Genomic DNA, 20878 nt, shown 5'->3' on the forward strand with positions numbered 1-20878 from the left:
ATTTAATTACTTTTATAATAGGCTTCAGCAAATTCTTTCGCAAAATCGGCCAGTTTGACTTTACCCATTTTAGGCTGGCTCCTATGAAAGCTTTCCAGGGTCTTACCGCTATGCATTACTGCTTGCATTTCCACTAAGGTTCCTGCAAGTTTTTCCGGTACTTTGGCCATCTTCAGGCCCTGCAACATTTCCTTGTCCGAAAGCAGTACCCATTTTAACCAGGGTTTGCCTACAGCAGTTCCAATGACCTTAGCCGCTTCGTTACAGGTCATTTCTTCGCTGCCTATATAACGGATGGTTGTTTTCTCAGGACGTAATAACAACTCCTCTGCCACAGCACTGGCAATATCTTTCGGCGAAACAAAAACGATACGATCATCTCCGCCATAATTCCCCATGAGCAGACCGGTCTTTCCAGTCAGCAGAGCCCATAAACCGGAATGGCGGAGCGTCAGGAATTTACCAATGAACCCTTTGCCTTTAATTAAGTCCATCGACTGGTAGAAATTGGTGTAAAATGAGGCTGGACGCATAATCGTTATGGAGGCATCCAGACCTTCAAAAACATCTTCAACATTTTCGCCGCGCACCAGATCTGCCGCCCAACCGCTCATGAGCACTATTCGTTTAGTACCAGCTTCTATTAGAGCATCTGCGTAATTTTGAGCCATCCTTCGTAAATAATCACCCAATTCAGGCTCTGTAAAACTCAGAGGAATCATCGCATAGACGGCATCCGCACTTCTAAAAGTGTTCGTTAGGAAAGCGACGTCTGAAATGGAGCCAATGGCAGGGGTCGCACCTAATTTTTTGATAGCTGCCTGTTTCTTGGAGTTACTGCTGATCACAGTCACTGAGTGTCCCTGTGTAACTAATAGTTCTGTCAGTGGTTTGCTGATGTTCCCTAAGGAACCGGTTACGATAATTTTCATAGCTTTTATTTAGTATAAATGCCGTTCCCGATATCGGCAAGCAATTTTGGATGTTTTGGGTGCCAGTTCAACCGTTCCTGAGTTAGTTTACTCGATGCAGGGCAATCAATTGCAGCCATCTGTGCAAACCAGCCAAAATGTTCTGGTGCTGCTTCGGGCGATATGGACACTACGGGGATATTCAGTTGTTTGCCTATAGCTTCAGCTATCGTTTTGACTGTAATTGCTTCTTCAGCAGAAGCATGAAAACGAGTACCCAATGCCACATTCTCTAAAGCTAACCGGAACAAATGGGCGGCATCCATTCTATGTACAGCGTTCCATTGATTGAGCCCCTCTCCTATGTAAGCAGAAACACCCTTTTCACGGGCGACATTGACGAGTATAGGTATAAACCCATGCTTATCTTCATCGCCATGCACCGAGGGCGACAACCGGATAGCTGCTGTACGTACACCTAACGCCGCAACTGCATCCGCAGTTTGTTCAGATGCCCTGGGCCAGGCTGGGTTAAAAGTTGGGATAATGTCTTCTGTAGCTAATTTTCCAGGGCTGACCAGTGCAGTACCAGAGGTAACAATCAAGGGACGGTCGGAACCGGCAAGTACTTTACCGATAGTTTCGATAGCAAGCTTATCTACCTCGCATACTTCCTTGAACCGGGTAAAATCATGGATAAACCCAGCATGAATCACTCCGTCTGATTGAGCCGCGCCACTCCGCAGGCTTTCAAGATCTTCGAGATCACCACGGTGAACTTCAGCACCCGCTTCGATCAGTTTTTGGGCTGATGCATCCGAACGGGCAAGCCCTAATACCTGGTGTCCGGCACTAATTAACTCCTGCACGATGGCAGTTCCGATGAAGCCCGTGGCTCCTGTTACAAATACACGCATAATTGATTTTCTTTTATTAATACAAAGAAACACCGTAGTGCTTCAAGAAATTTATCCAAATCTGCGTTTGATTTAGCCGAAACCGGAAAGCTGTAGTATTTAACTGTAATCATTTCATTTCCAGGGACAAGATCCGCAATCAGGCTACAAAAATCCTCAATTAGACTACATACAGCAAGCCAGACCTCCTGATCTTTGTTTCATCAATAATTGAAAGAACATGGAAAATAAAATGAATAGTAAAGTTTGGTTCATTACCGGTGCTTCGCGTGGTTTTGGACGTGTTTGGGCAGAGGCCGCCCTTGAACGCGGCGATAGAGTCGCAGCAACAGCACGTAACGTTGATAGCTTAGCCGGATTAAAAGAAAAATATGGCAAAAATGTATTGACGCTTGAATTAGATGTGACCAGACCTGGTCAGGCAAAAACAGCCATATCCGAAGCGTATGCCCATTTTGGAAGGTTAGACATTGTGCTGAACAACGCCGGTTATTCGCTGGTAGGCACTATTGAGGAAGCGAGTGCGGAAGATGTTAAGGCAATGTATGAAACCAACATTTTTGGGGCACTTGCTGTGATCCAGGCTGCCTTACCTCTGCTTCGGGAACAAGGTAGCGGACATATCCTGGGTACCTCCAGCAACCTTGGCCATGTGACACTACCGGTAATTGGCTACTATAGCTCATCAAAATGGGCATTTGAAGCTATTCACGAGAGTCTAGCCATGGAAGTTAAAGACTTTGGTATTAAAGTGACCATTATCGAACCGGGTGCTTACGCTACGGAATTCGGTAGCCAGGACTCTTTAAAGTTCGCTGCAGGTATGGATATATATTCAGATTTTAAAACACAGTTTTTCGGGAGTTTAAAAGATCTGGAAAGAGGTGATCCGAATGCCACTCCACAGGCGCTGTTTCAGATTGTAGACACGGAAAACCCGCCTTTACGCTTCCATTTGGGTAGTCAAAATCTGCCATGGGTGCGTGCTGCCTATGAAGAACGCCTGGCACTTTGGGAAAAATGGGACACGATCTCCAGTTCAGCCCAAAGTCTGACTAAATAAGAACCCTCCATAACCGGTAATCGAAATGATTGTCGGTTATGATTATATTTGTTATAAGATGAACCCATCATAAGCATACCGCTTACAAACAGCAATGAATATGCTTATGATAGCTTCATCACCGTTAAAAAACAATATATACTCTGATGAAAAAAGACGAGAAAAGCCTGCATAAATTTGAGACACTTTCCGATGCTCACCGGGCCTTTGGTTTGCCTCATCCAAAGCACCCATTGATCAGTATGATCAACGCGGCGCCTTCCTGGTCGGAGATACACCTGCCGACTCAGCATCATGTACTTGGGTTTTATAAAATTTCTTACAAGCCAAAACTTGGCGGTAAATTAAAATATGGTCAGGGCTATTATGATTTCGACGAAGGCGGCCTGCTGTTCGCTGCCCCGGGCCAAGTCATGGGTGGCGCAGAAAGTGAGGGAACTGTCTGTTCTGAATATACCTTACTGATTCATCCGGATTTCTTTTTAGGTTACCCGATAGCTAAAAAAATCGGTCATTATGGTTTCTTTTCTTATGAAGCTAATGAAACACTTCATCTTTCCGAAAATGAGAAAGCTATCATCATTTCTATTTTCAGGATCATGGAAGAGGAACTGAACAGCCGGATAGATGACTTTAGTCAGGATGTGATCATATCCCAGATTGAGCTATTGCTAAATTATGCGAACCGCTTTTATAAGCGTCAGTTCATTACCCGAAAAGTCGTTAGTCACGATCTTCTGCAAAGACTGGAAGACCTGCTGAGTGATTACTTCAGTAACGAACATTCGTTAAGTAAGGGAATCCCAACTGTTCAATATCTTGCCGAAAACCTACACTTATCCCCCAGTTATTTAAGTGATATGCTGCGCGCACTCACAGGTCAGAATGCACAGCAGCACATCCATGATAAACTGATTGAAAACGCAAAGGAAAAACTCTCTACCACTATGTTATCTGTGAGTGAAGTAGCCTACGCACTGGGTTTCGAGCATCCTCAATCCTTCAGTAAACTCTTTAAAACCAAGACTAAACTTTCTCCACTTGAATTCAGGCGGTCTTTTACCTGATATAACCACGGGCAAGGCCAAAAAGCAAGCTCATCGCGATGATATACAGCACGTTAATTTTAAATTTCTTCATTAGTACTAAGGTTAAAACAATCCAACCCAATGAATAGAAATCAATATGTTTTAAGGAAAGTCCTTCCGGAAAAATGACATCCTTACCCAGGAACAAGGTCAGATTTAAGATAACACCCACGACAGCAGCTGTTACAAAACTCAGGACCTTGCCAATTGTATTATTGCCATGCGTTTTTTCGATAATAGGCCCTCCTACAAAAATGAATAGAAACGAAGGTAAAAAGGTGTTGAATGTGGTAATCAAAAGACCAATAGTCCCCATCAATATGGAACCGGAAAAATGATTGAACGCAGCTATAAAACCAACGTAACTCACGACAATGATCAAAGGTCCTGGTGTTGTTTCAGCAAGAGCAAAACCATCAATCATCTGCATCTTACTTAACCAGTTTAATTTGGATACAGCGAATTGGGCGACATATGGCAATACCGTATAAGAACCACCAATTGTAAATAATGCGGTTTGAGTGAAAAATAAAGTAAGGCTCTTCCAGAATGTAAAATCCTTACTAAAAAAATATAATGCCAGTAAAGGTAGCATCCAGATCATTAAAAAGACACCTACCTGAAGTAAGGATCGCCTCGTCGTCGTTAAAGCCCCACGTGCCTCAGATCCTTTATTGAAGTAATAAGCATTCTCCCCCATCAAAGTAGATTCATCTCCGACAGGCTGGATATTGGATACAGACGAGAATCGCTGGATTACAATCCCAAACAAAATGGCTCCTATAATAATGGCAAACATCGAAATATTAAAAAGGAAAATACAAACGAAGGCTAAAGCAGCTATTAAAATATGTAGCCTGGTATGGAGTGCCTTTTTGCCTATGCCTAACAAAGCGACTATGATAATGGAGATCACTGCGGGCTTGAAACCATTGAACATAGCAAACATCCATGGCTGATTACCAAAATAGACATACAAAATGCTCAATAAAAGTAAAATGCACATGGAAGGTAAGACAAATAGAATTCCTGCAACCAATCCCCCCTTTTTTCCATGTAATTGCCATCCTATATAAACGGCCATTTGTTGTGCCTCCGGACCTGGTAAAAGCATACACAGACTTAATGCGTGAAAGAACCTGCTGTTACTGATCCATTTTTTTTGTTCTACTAATTCATCGTGCATAATGTTGATATGACCTGCCGTCCCACCAAAACTTATCCAACCTAATTTAAACCAAAATTGTAACGCATCCTTAAATGAAGGCTTACCTTCAAAGTGATTATTGTTCCTCATCATATTTCAGCTAACCCATATGGTTTTCAGGCATAACATAAGCAGGCCATTGTTCAATCTGGCATTCTTATGTTTTCTGAATAGAAGGGGATTTTTGTTTCCTTATTGCCTATACGAAAATACGCAAAACAGGCTCAAAAAACAAGTTAATTGACCTGATCATATCCTTTTTTTTCATAAATTGACTTAGAAAAATACAATACCTATAATGCATATCATTTTACCTTTTCTACTTGCCATGGTGGCCATCATCGTGCTACTAAATATGTGGGCTGCCAAACTCAAAATTGCTTACCCAATTCTATTGGTTATCGGTGGGCTGCTGATCAGCTTTATACCTGGCTTGCCCAAGGTGAAAATTGATCCGGATCTGATCTTCTTTATCTTTCTCCCGCCCTTGCTGGCTGATGCTGCCTGGTCTATCTCTTTTAAGGAGATGCGAAAATGGTGGCGTATAATTGGTAGTTTCGCTTTTTTAGTGGTTTTTTTTACGGCATTATCTGTGGCCATCGTCACTAATTATCTCATTCCCGGATTTACGATTGCCCTGGGATTTCTGCTGGGTGGTATTGTATCTCCACCCGATGCAGTAAGCACTGGGGCTATTACTAAATTTGTAAAAATCCCAAAGTCTACTTCGGCTATCTTAGAAGGTGAAAGCTTATTGAACGATGCATCCTCACTGATCATCTTCCGGTTTGCATTAGTGGCAGTTGGCACAGGTCAGTTTATCTGGCAGCAGGCAACGCTCAGCTTTTTATGGATGGTAATAGGCGGCGTAGGTATCGGCTTATTTTTAGGCTGGCTATTTGTCCAGGCACATAGACGCCTCCCAACAGATGCCCCCTCGGATATAACGCTTACCATTATTGAGCCTTATTTTATGTATTGGATAGCCGAACAACTGCATAGTTCTGGTGTACTGGCAGTGGTAAGTGGCGGATTATTCATGTCAGCCAGAAGGCTGATCTTTTTAAGCAGTACCAGCCGTCTCCAGGCATTTAGCGTATGGCAAAGTCTTATATTCGTTCTGAACGGTATCGTTTTCCTGATCATTGGCCTGGAACTTCCGGAAATCACAGATGGGTTACGCTCAAAAGGTATTCCTCTAAGTACCGCAATTGGTTATGGTCTATTGGTTACCGGGGTTCTGATTGCTGCACGTATCATCAGTTCCTATGTTGCGATGATAGCCACGCTTATCTTCCGGCCGAGTGTAGCACCAGCAGCAGGAGCTTCGACGAGAATGCGAATGACAATGCCATTACTACTAGGCTGGACAGGGATGCGTGGTGTCGTATCACTGGCTGCCGCATTAGCCATACCAATAACACTTGATAACGGAACTGCCTTCCCGAACAGAGATCTGATATTGTTCATCACCTTTGTTGTCATCTTACTGACGCTCCTGGTTCAAGGTCTTACCCTTCCCTATTTTATAAAACGTACCAGGGGCTTTGGTGAAATATTCACCCTCGAAGCCGAGGAATCAGTCAGACAAAGAATGAAGCAGGGCCTTAAGCAACACGTCTATCACTTTCTTAAAAACAAGTATGACAACGAATTGAATGGACACGCAGGCATGGAAAAGTTGCTAAAACATATGGAGGAAAAATCCAAGGCTACTGATGATAGCTGGATGAATGAAAAAACGAAAATAATTTTTGTCGAAATGCTCGAAAGCCAGCGCCAATATCTTTCAGAACTCAACAAAGACCCTTCCATTAACGAAGAAGTCATTCGTCAGCAATTGTACCAAATTGATCTTGAAGAAGAAAGACTGAAGATGATTTAATCCTTATTTTTCTTATCTGAAGCAGCCAGGAGAACAGAGAGATCTGTTTTTCTGTAGATATAATTTACTGAAGTACTGTCCACTTCTGAAGAGTGAATTCCCGGCACTTCCATACCATGTATTATACCGTCTTTTATGTTTATAAAATCAACTTGTGTTTCCCCAAGATCACCTCCTCTGGAAAAGGAATACTGATATTCAAGCTTACCACCTTTGTTTATAAATACAGCATAATGAGCATCCCAATTATTTCCCCCGCCACGTCCTTCAATAGAAAAAGGCATAAGAGCATCCTCAAGATGATCACCATTTAAATCACCAATAAGAATTGGCCGTTCTGAGTCAAAAACTGAAGCATCAGGTCCACCGTTACCTTTTACACCTAGTTCTTTAATAAATCGTTCAGTTTTTGCAGTTCTTTTAAAGACTGCAAGTACTGCATTAGTATCAATAACGGAGATTATCGGTTTATCTGTAGATTTCACATGATCTTTAATAACTGTTGTGTCCCGGACTGACCTACGTTTAGTATCCTGAACCGTCTTCTTATCAGATTTACAACTTAACGAGAAGACAATAATTGAAGTTAATAGAATGTGCATTTTTTTGAGGTACATAGGTCATATTTTTTTGCAAGTTCCTCATTTATTCTTTCACTAAAAAGAACTATTGACTGAACTATTCAAATTTGGAATAGTATACTTTGAGTAAGATTAACATTGTGTTCAACGGTGTAGAAATTAAGTACTACCGAGAGTATCTTATACTCAAATAGTTTACACCTCCTGACTATAGGCATATTTCAGATATTCAGCTTTGGCTTCACTATATTTTGCATTATTTTGGAGAGCTTTAGCGTAATTCAAATGATCCGATATAGCTGCATCCGGCATAATTACCGCTATCGCGTACCAACTCTCCGCTTGTTTATAATCTTCAATTCGCGTGTTGCATTCTGCCAGCCGCTCTACAGCGTGTAATGAAGCCTTCTTTTTATAAGCCTGTTCGTACAGGTCTATCGCCTTTCTGTAATCCAGCAATTCGTATCTGGCATCTGCCTCTTTGATTACATACTGCGCCAAACCTGGCCGGCACAAAATAAATAATAGCATTATCGTCTGCGACAAAGGCAACAGCCCCCCCGCAGTTAAATAATAATGTGGCTTTGGCTGAGGAATCAGGTTATCATCAGACAAACCAGCATAAAAACGATTATCTGAATAATATACCCCGATACGGGCATCACAGTAAATTATTTGCGGACTGAGAGAAATCCAGCAGATTAACAGTGGTGAAAATTAAAGGTGGGTCATCCAGATATTGATATCCTGATCAGTAGGAATATTCAGTTTTTTACGTATCCTATATTTTTTTCCTTCTACTGCACGGACAGAAACATTGGTATATCGCGCAATCTCTTTGGTTTCAAAATTTAAGCGGAGTAACGCACAAAATTCAATTTCAACAGCAATTAGACTTGGGTTTATATCTAATAGTTTGGGAGTAAATTCTAAATCAAATTCATTAAACTTCATTAAAAAAGCAGGATTGTTATTAATAGCCAATTGTACAATTCCCTTCAACTCTTCGATCCTTGCAGGAGAACGTTTATTTTCATTCAACTCTATTTTCCTAATCAGTTCGTTCATCTTTTCCGCACTGAGTTTTATTTCTCGTTTAAATTTATAACGGTAAAAAAAAACTGCACCTGTTACAACTGATAATAAAAGAAATGCGATGAATATAATCTGACGATAGTTACTTCTATTCGTTATTAATTGTTGGTCCTTTCCTCTGACAATATAATCAAGCGGGGTTTTGATAGCGGCTTTATCAACGGAGGCGAGACTATCACCTAGTCTGTTACTTTTTTTAACATATATCAACTCCTTTTCAGTCTGATTTAAATTCTTATAAACTTTTGCCAGTCCCGAATAGGCTTTCTTTAAACCAAGTGCATATTTTATTTGACTTGCCGCACTGACAGCTTCTTTATAAGAAGACTCAGCCTGGGAAAATTTCTTCTCTACATCATAAAAATTCGCGGCATGAAGATTTATAACCCACTGCGCGTAGTACTTCTTATATTGATATTTATCACTGATTTTTTTACTCAAAAGAAGGGCCTTATTCAGATAGAACTCAGCAGAATCGTTTTGTTTGTGTTTTGCAAACCAACTTCCCCGATTAGATATTGCTATCGCAAAAACTGATAAATATTTATCGCTTTTTTCTAATTTCTGAGATTCATTATAGGCTTTGTTGCCCCAAACCCTTTCTGCCTTACTATTACCCAAACGACCGTAATTCACTGCTAAATCTGTATAAACTGCCGTTAAGAAATAGTGCATCTCATCTTTGTCAGCTATCGTTTTCGCTATAAAAACAGCACTATTTAAAGTTTGATCTGCCTCTTTATAAAATCCCAGTCTGCTATAGCACAAACCTTTAAATGCCCTGATTTTGAAAGTCAAAACCGGATCATTTATTTTTTCCGAGGTACTTTCTGCCTGCGTAATATATTTGAAAGCAGTATCATATCTTCCAGACTTATAGCTACTTTTTGAATACAGGACAAGGCTCTCTGCTATCCCTTTCTCATAATTTATCGCTTTTGAGGCATTATAAACCATAATTACCTGTTTAGTATCCAACTTAAGGTCATTTGTTTCATTAACTACCTCAAGAATACTATCAATTTGTTTTATATTATACTGAGCATAACCAGGAACGCCTGCCAAGACTAATAAGCCAAATAATAATCTTAAAAAAAAAGGATTCCCCTGGAGCATAAATGAAATAATTTTTGTTAACAAACTCTCTGTCAAGTTTAAACATAATTATAGATTTCAATGCAATCAGACGCAACATTTACAGCTAAATAATTTCACTCAAAAATCAGAAGTTTAATTACAAACTAGTTTAATTTATTACTTAAAAAAACACTCCCCCACCATTGGCCCAAATCAAACTACAATCACCCTCATTAAAAAATTCGTTTTTCAGCAAAAAATGCACGAAAGTTATTTGATTTTGTGCAAAAGTGTTCGATAAACTTTTAACCAGCTGGTACAGTTTGAAAGAATGTTTTCTAGTGATTATTGTTTATCCGGATAAAAAAGAGAAATAATGCAGAACTGATAAGATATATTTATATTAAAACCTATCCGTACCTGACTTCTGTTCTCTAATAATCTCATACAATTGAATCATTTTTTTTTGTTGTTTGTTATATTCATCATTCAACTCAGCCAACTGTTTTTCCCATTCTGAATACGGGTTATTTCTCTCTGCTTGTTCTCCAAAGTTTAATAGATCAATCATTGAAATATTATATATATTGGCTACTCGTTGCATTTTTTTAAAAGATATATCCGTTACCCCTCGTTCCATTCTGGAGTATACAGTAACAGAGATCCCTAATTTACTTGCCATAATTTCCTGATTGATACTATATTTTTTGCGAAGCATCCTTAGCTTCATTCCTATGGTCTGAGTCATTTTTAATAAATTATATTTATAGTTTCTATTTCTACTTATTGAGTTGAAGGGCTCATACGGATTTAATCAAACAGGTCCCATAAGCTTCACTCAAAACTCGTATTAAAAATATAAACACGTCAAAAAAACAATACTCACTTATACACAAACGACAATAAATAACTGAAAACAAGACAAATAACACCAAGATGTACAGGTAAAACAATTTTAGCCCGATCGCCCTATAGAATTTAACAATGGGGAAACGATAGATTTAAAACCTACTGATTTATTGATTCGTACTTTATATCTTTGAGTTAACGACAAGAATTATTTTAAAAGGAATATTGTTTATGACTACAATTTCTATTTCAGGTACAACAGTAAATTATACGACATTAGGAAAAGGGCCCGGCCTTGTACTGGTCCATGGAACCAGTATTGACTCACAAGCAAATTTTGGTCATGTTACTGAGTATTTTTCCGATCAGCGACAAGTGATCAGCCCCAATTATGCCGGCTGTGGAAATTCTACAATTCCAAATGGAGATCTGGCCCTTGATATTTTGGTCGAACAGATTGCTGGTACCATACGACATGCGTCAAATGGCCCTGTTGATTTACTCGGAGACTCTTTAGGGGCCGTAGTTGCCGCAGCTACCGCAGCCCGATACCCAGAACTTGTTCGCCGTCTGGTATTGATTGCCGGATGGGCATACAGTGGTGATGCCCGTCACCAAATGGTATTTAATACCTGGGCGAAACTAGAAGGTATGGACTCAGAACTTAGTAACCGTTACGTTATGTCTCTGGCTGTAAATCCATCATTTCTCACTGCTCTTGGAGAGGAAAACATTTCACTATTTCTAAAGCAGAAAGCTCCTGCAGAAACGAAGAGGCGGATTGAACTTGGCCTGCGAATTGATATTCGGGGTCAGGTAAAAAAGATTACCGCACCAACCTTAATCATCAGGGGAAGTTATGACAATCTTATTCCTGAATATCAAACACATATGCTTCATGATTTAATTAGCGAAAGCGAATATGTAGCTGTCGAAAGTGGTCATGCAGCATTCCTTGAAAAACCAAAAGAATTGGTTGAATTGATCCGCAGGTTCCTGTTTGATTAGAGGATAACTGCTCCTGTATGAAGCAGACATATTAAATTATTAGAAATGCTAACCGCAAATAAACTGACCAAATGAGATCAATCTTAAAAAATAAGTTACTGATTACATTCCTGCTGCTGATTTGTTTTCAGCCTCTTATACTCAGTGCCCAAAGCAAGACCAGTAAAGTTCCGGATCTTCATTTTGGTATGTTTATCTGCTGGTCTTTAAGTACCTTTTCAGATAAAGAATGGACCCGCGGAATAGACAATGTATCCTTTTTCAATCCCTCGGGAGCAGATACAGATCAGTGGTGCCGCGTTGCAAAAGATGCTGGCATGGACTATATACTTTTTTTAACCAAGCATCATGATGGGTTTTGTTTGTGGGATACGAAAACCACGTCGTGGAAAGTGACCAACAGTCCGCTACAAAAGGATGTCTTACGGGCACTAAAAAAGTCTTGCCTGAAATATGGATTAAAACTGGCTTTATATTTTTCTGAAGCGGACTGGACTTGCATCCCTAAAGATTTAAAACCCGAAGATTTTGTAAACCCGGAAACGTATTGGCATATGGGAAAAAACAGCGAATTAAAGAAGGCTCAGCTCAAAGAATTGTGTACCCAATATGGTCCAATTGCTTATTTTTGGATGGATCATGCACAATCCGACGGTGGATTAGACCACGCCGCCACTACTGCATGGGTAAAGCAATTTCAACCGGATTGCCTTGTGGGATTTAACAACGGTGAAACAGCAGGTGACATAAGATTAGGTGAATTGGGTAAACCTGGCCCGCTGGATAGTTCCGAAGGTGGCGGCCCTTATAACAAGATAACACATAAAGAATTCAAAAAGGCCGAATTTACTTACCCAATTTTTGGAAAGGAAAGATGGTTTTATACTAATCCTGAAAATGATACCATTTGTATTACCGCAGAGAAAATATATGCAGATTATCAGGGAGCAATTCAATATGGAAACTTTTTCGCTCTTGACGTTGGCCCTGCCAGAGACGGTAAACTGCGTAAAATAGATATAGAAACACTTCAAAAAGTTGGGGTAATGATCAGGGAAGCTAAAATGCATGTCCCTAAATAGACCTTTTTCTGTCAATTAGCTTTCGTTTTAAAGTCGATCAGGTATTCTTTTAATGGAAGTCCTTTTATATTTCTAAAACCTTTACCAACAAGTATCTGATATTGATGGTCAGGCTGTATTTCAATCTGGAAACTAACTGACCTTCCATCTTCTGAGAAGCCTAAAAACTTCTTTAATTGAAGTAATTTTTCTTTTCCCAGAGGTCCCAGTTCAAAATTCCGGTATCTTTTGTCCATCACTTCCGAAAAATTAATGGTAATTTCGGTAATAGACGCACTGACGGCCTTATGATTTACGGGTTCAACCGATTTCACAAAAGGCCGGTTATATTCATACTCTTTCTTTAGTGTAGCGACAGATTTTTCGAAATAACCAGAATGAGTTACAAATCTGTCCAGATCCATTTCATTGTTATAATCTAACTCAATCATTTCCTTAATAGCCTGTTTTTTATTGTTAGATCTGTTATAGTAGGATTCACATATCGCATAACCAACATAATACCCCAGATCCCTGGTTCCAAACTCATTTTCTTCGTTATTGTATAACCAGAAACCGTTTGACCCATTAAACATTACTGAACTAAATACTTCCTGAACCCTCTTACGATGGGTCTTACCATAACTTAATGCAGATGCTATTGAAGCCTTTCCAGTAGCCTTTTCTGCCAGGAACTCAGCAACACCCTCTAGTACAGCCTGGCCAAGCAGATTATTGGCTTCTGTAGTTTTTTGCTGGGTGTGTACATACTCATGCACATTAGTAAAAACAAGTGTGTTGATTGGGTTTGTTTTGAAGTAGTTATACAAATCAGGTAATGTAGTTTGAAATTCCTGTGCGTCTGTCTGATCATCAACCATTGCAATCTCGCTGCCGATCAGTACCAGACTATCCATAGTTGTACCCCCAGATCTGAAAGCACCTACAGTAAAGTAGATTTTTGCAGGTCGTAAATCCGGATAAAGAGTTTTCAGTTTAGTTACATTTCCCGAAATCTCAGCCGAGAAGTCCTTAGCCCTGAACATATTGCTACGTATCGAATTCCAGAATACGGGATACTTAAAAATAGCTTCAATATAAGACTTACTGGTGTACCCTCTCGCCTTCATCATGGCCAGCTGTCCGGGACTTCCCTGCGTAATAAAATAACGGTTTAAATATTCATACTGCTGTGTACTGTCTTTAGTGGTAATAATTTGATCATAAGCGGCCCAGAAGTTATCAATATCCGTAGTTACAAAATTTCCTGAGATACCTTGGGCAAAAACAGTATTACAAAATAAAAAACAGAGAATAGTCAGCGTAGTTTTCATGTACTAAAAGATGCGATAAATTAAAAAATGTTGCATCACATCTCTCATTTTTGTCCTGTTCAATATAAACTTCACACCTAATGGATTATTCGACTAAACACAGAACATATCTTCTATTCTGAATGCTTTTTAAATGTCCTCTCTCTGTAATGTTCGGGGGATACCCCCATTAGTTTCTTAAATAAGCGGGAAAAATAAAATGGATCATCATAACCTAAACCTGACGCAACCTCTCTGATCTTAACTTTTGTTCCATATAATAACTGACAGGCCCGCTGGATTTTCAGTTGAATAAAATACTCTATTAGAGAGGTTCCGGTTGTTTGACGGAATAAACTGGAGAAGTGTGATGCCGAAAGTTGATAACGCGATGATAAATCCTCCACAGTAAATCTGTCGGCCAGTCTTTCCCGCATAAATACAATGGTCTCCTTAATCATTTCCTTATCCTCAGTACCTGAAAAATTTTCCTCAGGATATAGAAAGGTTGATAAAAAATGATAAAGACACATATTGGCATTATTTAAGTTATCCTTACTGTACCCCATTTCCAGACAATTGTACATCTTAGCCCAGATCTGAAGTCCTTTATCATTGTAAGGAATATCAACAGGACCATTATCTAAAGAAATGTTCAGCAACTGATTAAACTTGTTCATGTCCCTCCCACTGAAATGTACCCAGAATATACTCCAGGGATGTTTCAGGTCGGCCCCATATTTAATATATTCGGTGGTGGCCGGTATCTGGAAGTACTGATTCGGTTCAACTTCGTATCTTTTTTTATCAATCATATACCACCCCCTTCCCTGCACACAATAAATAAATATATTGTCTTCACAGCCTTTACGCCGTTCGCGGAAATGAAAAGATGCCTTTGGGAAATAACCGATATGAGTGATAAAAATTTCGTTTAAGATGACAGCAGACTGGCCTGCATTCTCATAAATCACAGGAGGCAAACTAATTAGTTTTTGTCCCTCAAATCCATCTCTGACCTTCTTCTTGCTCATTTCATTAAATACAAAATATATTTTAATCGAATAATCCATTAAAATACACATATAATTCATTGTTAAGCTATCATTGAGAGTTTAATTTTGATTCTTCACCCAAGCTTAAAAACACAATCAAAATGAAATCTATATTTAGTTTGTTTATTCTATTAATTTCCTTCCTTCCTTCAAAATCGCAGGATAATCTGATCCCTTCCAGTATCAAAACCAACAGTAGCATATTAAATGATTTTATGGATCAGCGATTCGGAATGTTTATACATTGGGGACCAGTAACCCTACGTGGTACTGAGATTGGCTGGAGCAGAGGTGTAAATGTTCCAATAGATGATTACGACAACCTATATAAAGAATTTAACCCTACCTTATTCAATGCCGACCAATGGGTGAAGGTGGCTAAAGATGCTGGTATGAAATATTTGACCATTACAGCAAAACACCATGATGGCTTTTTATTATGGCCCAGCTCCATTTCTGACTACAACATTATGAATTCTCCATACAAAGTGGATATTGTTGGCGCATTGGCAACAGCTTGCAAGAAATACGATATTAAATTTTGCATTTACTTTACAGTTTTGGATTGGCATGACCCGAATTATCCTATTCATATCCCAGACGGGAAAAATATTGATTCTAAAGCAGATATGAACAAATTTGTGCTTACGATGAAAAGGGAGCTAAAGGAACTTATCACAAATTACCACCCCTATATGCTTTGGTTTGATGGCAACTGGGAAAGTCCCTGGAAAAACGAATATGGCATAGATATTTACACCTATCTTAAAAAGCTGGATCCAAATGTGATCATCAATAACAGAATCGGAGCAAACAGTGAACATCCAAAATTAGGTCCTGGAATTTTAGGCGATTATGCAACACCAGAACAAAAAATTGGTGAGCTTAATATGAATGATCCTTGGGAAACCTGCATGACCATTTGCCAACAATGGGCCTGGAAACCCAACGACTCTTTAAAAACCTTAAAAGTATGTATTCAAACCCTGGCTAAAGTTGCCGGAGGAAATGGAAATCTCTTGTTTAATATCGGTCCGATGCCTGATGGAAGAATAGAGAAACGACAGGTAACAAGACTTAAAGAAATAGGTGACTGGCTTAATCTTTATGGCGAAAGTATATATAGAACAAAAGGAGGACCATTTCAACCGAATGAGATATATGCAACGACCCGTCGGGGAAATAAACTGTATGTGCATGTTTTCGAAAGAAAATCAGACCAATTAGTATTACCAGCGATGCCTGAAATTCGAGTTAAAAAAGCCTTTTTATTACGTGGCGCCAACATAGATTATAAACAAAGTAAAGGCGTAATCACCCTTCAGTTGCCCAGGCAGCTTCCTGATCAAAACGATTCCGTCATTGTTTTAGAACTGAACACAAATGCAGAAAACATCCCGGTTGTTTCTCAGACTAAATATAACTCTTTAATAATTTAGGTCAAATGCCAGCGGAATCAAGAATCTTCCAACTCAGGATCTAATATTTTTTTTATTGCAATGATGGTTCTTTGATAGAATCGCATGGTTCTTATTCGAAAAATATCATACAATAATGCATAAATCAATATACCAATCGGTCCATAAAAGGCATTGAATCCAAAACGATGAAAGAGATAAGCTCCAACAATAGCTCCTGTCATAAAAAAGAATATAATGACAAGTCTAAGTTTTATTTTAGTCCGTAGCGCTGGTTGGGAACGCTTTTCTTTATTAAAAAGTTGCGCCAGTTCAATGCCCAGATCGGTAAAAGTACCGGTAAGATGGGTCGTTCGGACTACAGAACCCGAAATCATAGAAACTAAAGAATTTTGCAAACCCATTGCAAAAAGCAAACTTCCGGCAAAAATTTCTTTTGAAACCAAAGTTCCATCATAACGCTGTCCATATAATCCTGAAAAAAGCAAAATAATTATTTCAATAAAAATAGGAATTGAATAAGAATACCTCTGATTACGTCCTGTAAACGACAATATTAAGCTTGAAATAAATGCACCTGCTAAAAAAAGAAACATCCATAATGCAATAACCTGAGCCGTTTTCCAATCCTGTAAAGCAATTCTTTCAGCAAATAAAGCAGCATGACCAGTAACATTAGTGGTTAATACAGAGAACCCAAGAAATCCTGCAGCATTTACAAACCCGGCAGTTATCCCAAGTAGAGTTGCTAATCTGAGGTTATGTTGAGGGGTACGTTTTGCCCCTAAGTGTCTTAACATGATTGTTATCTATTATTCATGGAATGAAGCAGTTGTTCTTCCGGCTTCATCAATTGATAAAGATACCCAAGGTACACAATTAAACTATAGTCCTGGGAATACAGTCTTAACAGTTCAATATCTTCCAAATTCAAAAGCTGTCTCTTTCGAAACAGCTTTTGAATTATAGAAATCACAGGAAATGATACACATCATACTTTATTGAACCTTCTCTATCCAGATTCTGTTCAGATCTAGTTTTTGTTCAGGTTTCAGGTTTGTTTTTAATGAAATCTCATAATAACCAGGCTTAGTAAAATTAAAAGCCCCTACCCGGTTGTCTGCAAACTCATCTGTATATTGCTCATGCGGCTCTACAACCACCTTGCCGTTCGGTTTCAGATTTACGGTTAATTGCTGCTGATTGGCACTTATCACGGCATTGACATCCGCCGAAGCAAAATTATGACAAGAGATGTCCACAGTATACTGACCTGCTTCAGGAATATAAACCTTCCAGATGATAGTTCCCTCTTTATGTATCAACAGACGATCAGGAAGCAGTCCATCAAATGGTTTTGCTTCAAACTCATCGGGTTTATGCATATAGTTTTTACTGTTCAGGGCATATCCGCCAAATTCAGATGCAGCCACAACCGATGGGTCTACCTGCACAGGCTGGCTGTACTCCAGCTTAACAACTGACACAAAATGATCACTCTGTTCGCCTGGCAGCTGGATAAGCGTAAGGGGGCCGTTTTGTGTGAAGGATAATTTTTCTTCCTTCCCATTTCTGATCAAAAATGCTTTCTCCACTTTTGAAAGAATACCTGATAAATGAAGCAAATGGTCCAGTGGCCAATTATAAATGTTCAGGTAAACCATTTGTTTATTGCCTGTAATTTTTCTGGTGGTAACTCTTCCCCAATCAAAACGAGGGTCATTAAATCGCAAACCTGCATCTCCGTAGATGGCCTCCCCGTTCTTCGTAAGCCAGCTGCCCATGTCTTCCAAACGTCTGACACCTTCATAAGGGACAGAACCATCTGCGCGTGGCCCGATATTCAAGGTAAAATTTCCATTAAGGCTTACATTATCAATCAGTGACTGTAATAACTGGCTTGACGATTTCCATTGATTTTCCAGCGAATTATATCCCCAGGAGTGCGCTATGGTACCGGCTGTTTCCCATGGCTGATCATTATAGGTCGAACCAAACTGATTATCGCCCAGCGTTTGAAAATCAATACCCGGGTTTGGTGTCGGCAAGCCCAGTCTTGAATTGATTAAACAGTTAGGTTGTAATTCCCGTACCAGTTTGATAACCTGTTCCAACTGTTCTTTTTTCACAATTGTTGTCCTATGATCAACCCACATATCAAACCAGAGCATCGCAATATCTCCGTAATTGGTTAACAGCTCCCGTAGTTGAGGCAACACTTTTCCCTGCCAGTACTTATCATACTGCTCATCTGTAATCCGGCCTGTCAACTCCTGGTTATGATCCCAGCCATCAGGATGCTCCCAGTCCAGCCAGTGCGAATAATAAAATCCTAAACGCATGTTGTGTTTCTTGCATGCTGCAGCCAGTTCTTTAATGACGTCCCGGTTGGTTTTACCCAATTTAGGCAGGCTGTATTCACTAACCTTGGTATCCCAAAGTGCAATACCGTCATGATGTTTAGCCGTGATGACGATATATTTCATCCCAGCTTTTTTCGCTAGAAGCACCCATTCTTCCGGGTTTATTTTATCCCAATCAAACCTTTTGGCCAGTGCTGTATACTCTTTGTTTGAAATACGGTTACGATAACGCAGCCATTCCGCATAATTGTTGCCATTTCTAAGTCGTTCTCCCTTCCATATGCCTTCAGCAGCACTATACAGTCCCCAGTGAATAAACATCCCAAAGCGCGCCTGCGTAAACCAGTCAGCACGTTGATCAGATGGTATTGCGGGCCTCTGCGCATTTGAAAAGGAGGCCATACCTACAAATAATAATAGTATCGTACAGGATTTAATATTCATGATGTGTTAAATTTAAGCGAATTAATATCCAGGAGTTGGTATCAGGTTCGTATTATTTCTAAGTTCTCTGCTTGGGATCGGAAATAAAAGTTCTCTCTGCGTTAAAACCGGCCCATAAGAAAACTGATGACCTACATAATTGTCAAAGCCCTTAGTCTTGAGATTAAATGCTTTACGAAGGCGAGCCATATCATACCAGGTGACATTTTCAAAACATAGTTCATACCAGCGCTCACGCCAGATAGCCTCCCGTAACTGATCTTTAGACAAGCCGGTAAGTCCTGCCAACTGTGCCCTTTTCCTGATCAGGTTAACGGCATCATATATTTTAGGACCAGGACCATTAACCTCATTAGCTGCCTCGGCATAAATCAACAGCACGTCAGCATAACGGATCAGAGACCAGTTCAGATCACTATTCGCTGTGCTTGTCTGTGCCACGACATCAAAAAGCTTATAAATAAAATTCCCTCCTAAATCTACCTCCAGGTTTCTATTGTCCTGATTGGTGAATTTAGTAAAAAAGAACTGACCTTCTTTTGCGCGCAGATCCGCCGGGTCATAGGATTTTACAAAGTCGGCAGTGGCATATATACCTCCGGTTTCAGCAGAATATGCTGAAATATTCTTATTATATGGAATAATCAATGATTGCCAGGTTCCAGGTATAATTTGTGTTTTATACTGTATCATAAAAATATTTTCGTCTACATTCTTTTTGGCCGGATTATGCAAATCACTATAGTTGTCAAAGAGCCTGAATTGTTTGGAATCAACAACCTCCTCTGCTTTCTTTGCCGCCAGATCAAAATATTCGGTCCCTTTTTGTAAAGGATACCCCGCCATCGTAAGGTATACTTTGGCAAGCAATGATTTTACTGCCCCCAGGCTAACCTTTCCGGTGATATCTACCCATGGTAGCCCTGCAACTTCTGCCGTCTTTAAATCCTCTACAATCAATTTATAAACATCTTCCGGAGCAGCTTGCTTTGGCCTCAGCTGACCAGATGTAAGATCTACAGGTTCAGTAACCAAAGGGATATTACCAAATTGCTGAACTAACGTAAAATAATACCAGGCGCGTAAAAAATGTGCTTCACCTAATAATCTTTTAGCTTCTGATGCATCCATTGCTATTCCAGGGATTTTAGCGATAGAAAGGTTTGCATTCCCAATACCCTTATAATAATTCTGCCAGTAATTTAACCCATAACTATTATCTGCAGTATTTTGCAGGTCCTTTACAAAATAACTATCAACAGCCTGTCCAAGATCTGTTGCAGCCTGACCAGTTGCGAATTCCGTCATCGTCCAGGGCCCTCCGCCAAAGTCGCCACTCATCGGATCACGCAAACTTGCATAAATTGCATTCACAGAACTTCTGGCATGTTCTGGTTTCGTAAAATAATTTTCTACAGTAAAGTTGCTCGGGTCAGATTCATTCAGAAATTTTTTACAACCAGTCTGCCATAATATACTGGTAGCTAATATCAGGAACCCATATTTTTTTATAATTGCTTTCATTACTTTTCTCTTAAAAGGT

19 protein-coding genes are annotated in these 20878 nt (G+C 39.6%); 7 read left to right on the forward strand and 12 right to left on the reverse strand.

The genetic code is table 11. The annotated features are described in order from the left end of the window. Positions 1-2: 2 nt before the first annotated feature. Together HDF25_RS16280 and HDF25_RS16285 are read right to left on the reverse strand one after the other, a co-directional pair. Positions 3-932 carry an NAD(P)H-binding protein gene (locus tag HDF25_RS16280; protein WP_184626618.1) on the reverse strand — a complete coding sequence of 310 codons (930 nt, stop codon included), beginning with the start codon at positions 930-932 and terminating at the stop codon, positions 3-5. Between the two features lie 5 nt (positions 933-937). Beyond that, complete coding sequence (locus HDF25_RS16285) at positions 938-1828, reverse strand: SDR family oxidoreductase (RefSeq protein ID WP_184626620.1); 891 nt, start codon at positions 1826-1828, stop codon at positions 938-940. 220 nt (positions 1829-2048) lie between these two features. Between HDF25_RS16285 and HDF25_RS16290 the strand changes: the two genes are divergently transcribed. Together HDF25_RS16290 and HDF25_RS16295 are read left to right on the forward strand one after the other, a co-directional pair. Further along, positions 2049-2891, forward strand: a complete 843-nt coding sequence (locus HDF25_RS16290; protein WP_221450928.1) for an SDR family NAD(P)-dependent oxidoreductase — start codon at positions 2049-2051, stop codon at positions 2889-2891. A 146-nt stretch (positions 2892-3037) separates the two neighbouring features. After that, on the forward strand, positions 3038-3958 hold the full coding sequence (locus tag HDF25_RS16295; protein WP_184626622.1) for a helix-turn-helix domain-containing protein: 921 nt from the start codon (positions 3038-3040) through the stop codon (positions 3956-3958). Here the strand turns inward: HDF25_RS16295 and chrA are convergent. Beyond that, positions 3951-5279 carry a chromate efflux transporter gene (gene chrA, locus HDF25_RS16300; protein ID WP_184626624.1) on the reverse strand — a complete coding sequence of 443 codons (1329 nt, stop codon included), beginning with the start codon at positions 5277-5279 and terminating at the stop codon, positions 3951-3953. The genes HDF25_RS16295 and chrA overlap by 8 nt on opposite strands. Before the next feature lie 205 nt (positions 5280-5484). Here chrA and HDF25_RS16305 point away from each other — a divergent pair, with 205 nt between their 5' ends. Continuing rightward, complete coding sequence (locus tag HDF25_RS16305; protein WP_184626626.1) at positions 5485-7071, forward strand: Na+/H+ antiporter; 1587 nt, start codon at positions 5485-5487, stop codon at positions 7069-7071. Here the strand turns inward: HDF25_RS16305 and HDF25_RS16310 are convergent. From HDF25_RS16310 to HDF25_RS16325, 4 genes are all read right to left on the reverse strand, one after another. After that, the gene (locus HDF25_RS16310; RefSeq protein ID WP_184626628.1) at positions 7068-7688 is read right to left on the reverse strand and encodes a hypothetical protein; all 621 of its coding nucleotides are present in this window, start codon (positions 7686-7688) and stop codon (positions 7068-7070) included. The genes HDF25_RS16305 and HDF25_RS16310 overlap by 4 nt on opposite strands. A 159-nt stretch (positions 7689-7847) precedes the next feature. Beyond that, positions 7848-8267: a hypothetical protein gene (locus HDF25_RS16315; protein WP_184626630.1), complete on the reverse strand. Its 420-nt coding sequence runs from the start codon at positions 8265-8267 to the stop codon at positions 7848-7850. 102 nt (positions 8268-8369) lie between these two features. Continuing rightward, complete coding sequence (locus tag HDF25_RS16320; RefSeq protein WP_184626632.1) at positions 8370-9887, reverse strand: hypothetical protein; 1518 nt, start codon at positions 9885-9887, stop codon at positions 8370-8372. A gap of 340 nt (positions 9888-10227) precedes the next feature. Continuing rightward, on the reverse strand, positions 10228-10572 hold the full coding sequence (locus HDF25_RS16325) for a helix-turn-helix domain-containing protein (protein WP_184626634.1): 345 nt from the start codon (positions 10570-10572) through the stop codon (positions 10228-10230). A gap of 332 nt (positions 10573-10904) precedes the next feature. Between HDF25_RS16325 and HDF25_RS16330 the strand changes: the two genes are divergently transcribed. Both HDF25_RS16330 and HDF25_RS16335 read left to right on the forward strand, forming a co-directional pair. After that, positions 10905-11681: an alpha/beta fold hydrolase gene (locus tag HDF25_RS16330; RefSeq protein ID WP_184626637.1), complete on the forward strand. Its 777-nt coding sequence runs from the start codon at positions 10905-10907 to the stop codon at positions 11679-11681. 71 nt (positions 11682-11752) lie between these two features. Continuing rightward, positions 11753-12763: an alpha-L-fucosidase gene (locus HDF25_RS16335; RefSeq protein ID WP_184626639.1), complete on the forward strand. Its 1011-nt coding sequence runs from the start codon at positions 11753-11755 to the stop codon at positions 12761-12763. 11 nt (positions 12764-12774) lie between these two features. Here the strand turns inward: HDF25_RS16335 and HDF25_RS16340 are convergent, their stop codons facing one another. Then, the gene (locus tag HDF25_RS16340) at positions 12775-14076 is read right to left on the reverse strand and encodes a DUF2268 domain-containing putative Zn-dependent protease (RefSeq protein ID WP_184626641.1); all 1302 of its coding nucleotides are present in this window, start codon (positions 14074-14076) and stop codon (positions 12775-12777) included. Positions 14077-14189: 113 nt separating this feature from the next. Further along, complete coding sequence (locus HDF25_RS16345) at positions 14190-15089, reverse strand: AraC family transcriptional regulator (RefSeq protein WP_184626643.1); 900 nt, start codon at positions 15087-15089, stop codon at positions 14190-14192. 122 nt (positions 15090-15211) lie between these two features. Between HDF25_RS16345 and HDF25_RS16350 the strand changes: the two genes are divergently transcribed. Continuing rightward, entirely contained in the window at positions 15212-16549 is a 1338-nt protein-coding gene (locus HDF25_RS16350; RefSeq protein ID WP_184626645.1) for an alpha-L-fucosidase, read from the forward strand. Positions 16550-16566: 17 nt separating this feature from the next. Here the strand turns inward: HDF25_RS16350 and HDF25_RS16355 are convergent, their stop codons facing one another. Further along, on the reverse strand, positions 16567-17328 hold the full coding sequence (locus HDF25_RS16355) for a YoaK family protein (RefSeq protein WP_184626647.1): 762 nt from the start codon (positions 17326-17328) through the stop codon (positions 16567-16569). Between HDF25_RS16355 and HDF25_RS16360 the strand changes: the two genes are divergently transcribed. Continuing rightward, entirely contained in the window at positions 17327-17497 is a 171-nt protein-coding gene (locus tag HDF25_RS16360; protein WP_184626649.1) for a hypothetical protein, read from the forward strand. The genes HDF25_RS16355 and HDF25_RS16360 overlap by 2 nt on opposite strands. A 29-nt stretch (positions 17498-17526) precedes the next feature. Here HDF25_RS16360 and HDF25_RS16365 read toward each other — a convergent pair whose 3' ends face one another. Both HDF25_RS16365 and HDF25_RS16370 read right to left on the reverse strand, forming a co-directional pair. Beyond that, complete coding sequence (locus tag HDF25_RS16365; RefSeq protein WP_184626651.1) at positions 17527-19335, reverse strand: alpha-L-fucosidase; 1809 nt, start codon at positions 19333-19335, stop codon at positions 17527-17529. A 21-nt stretch (positions 19336-19356) separates the two neighbouring features. Next, positions 19357-20859: a RagB/SusD family nutrient uptake outer membrane protein gene (locus HDF25_RS16370; protein ID WP_184626653.1), complete on the reverse strand. Its 1503-nt coding sequence runs from the start codon at positions 20857-20859 to the stop codon at positions 19357-19359. Positions 20860-20878 lie beyond the last annotated feature (19 nt).

The sequence above is a fragment of the Pedobacter cryoconitis genome, from assembly GCF_014207135.1.
Taxonomy (GTDB): domain Bacteria; phylum Bacteroidota; class Bacteroidia; order Sphingobacteriales; family Sphingobacteriaceae; genus Pedobacter; species Pedobacter cryoconitis_D.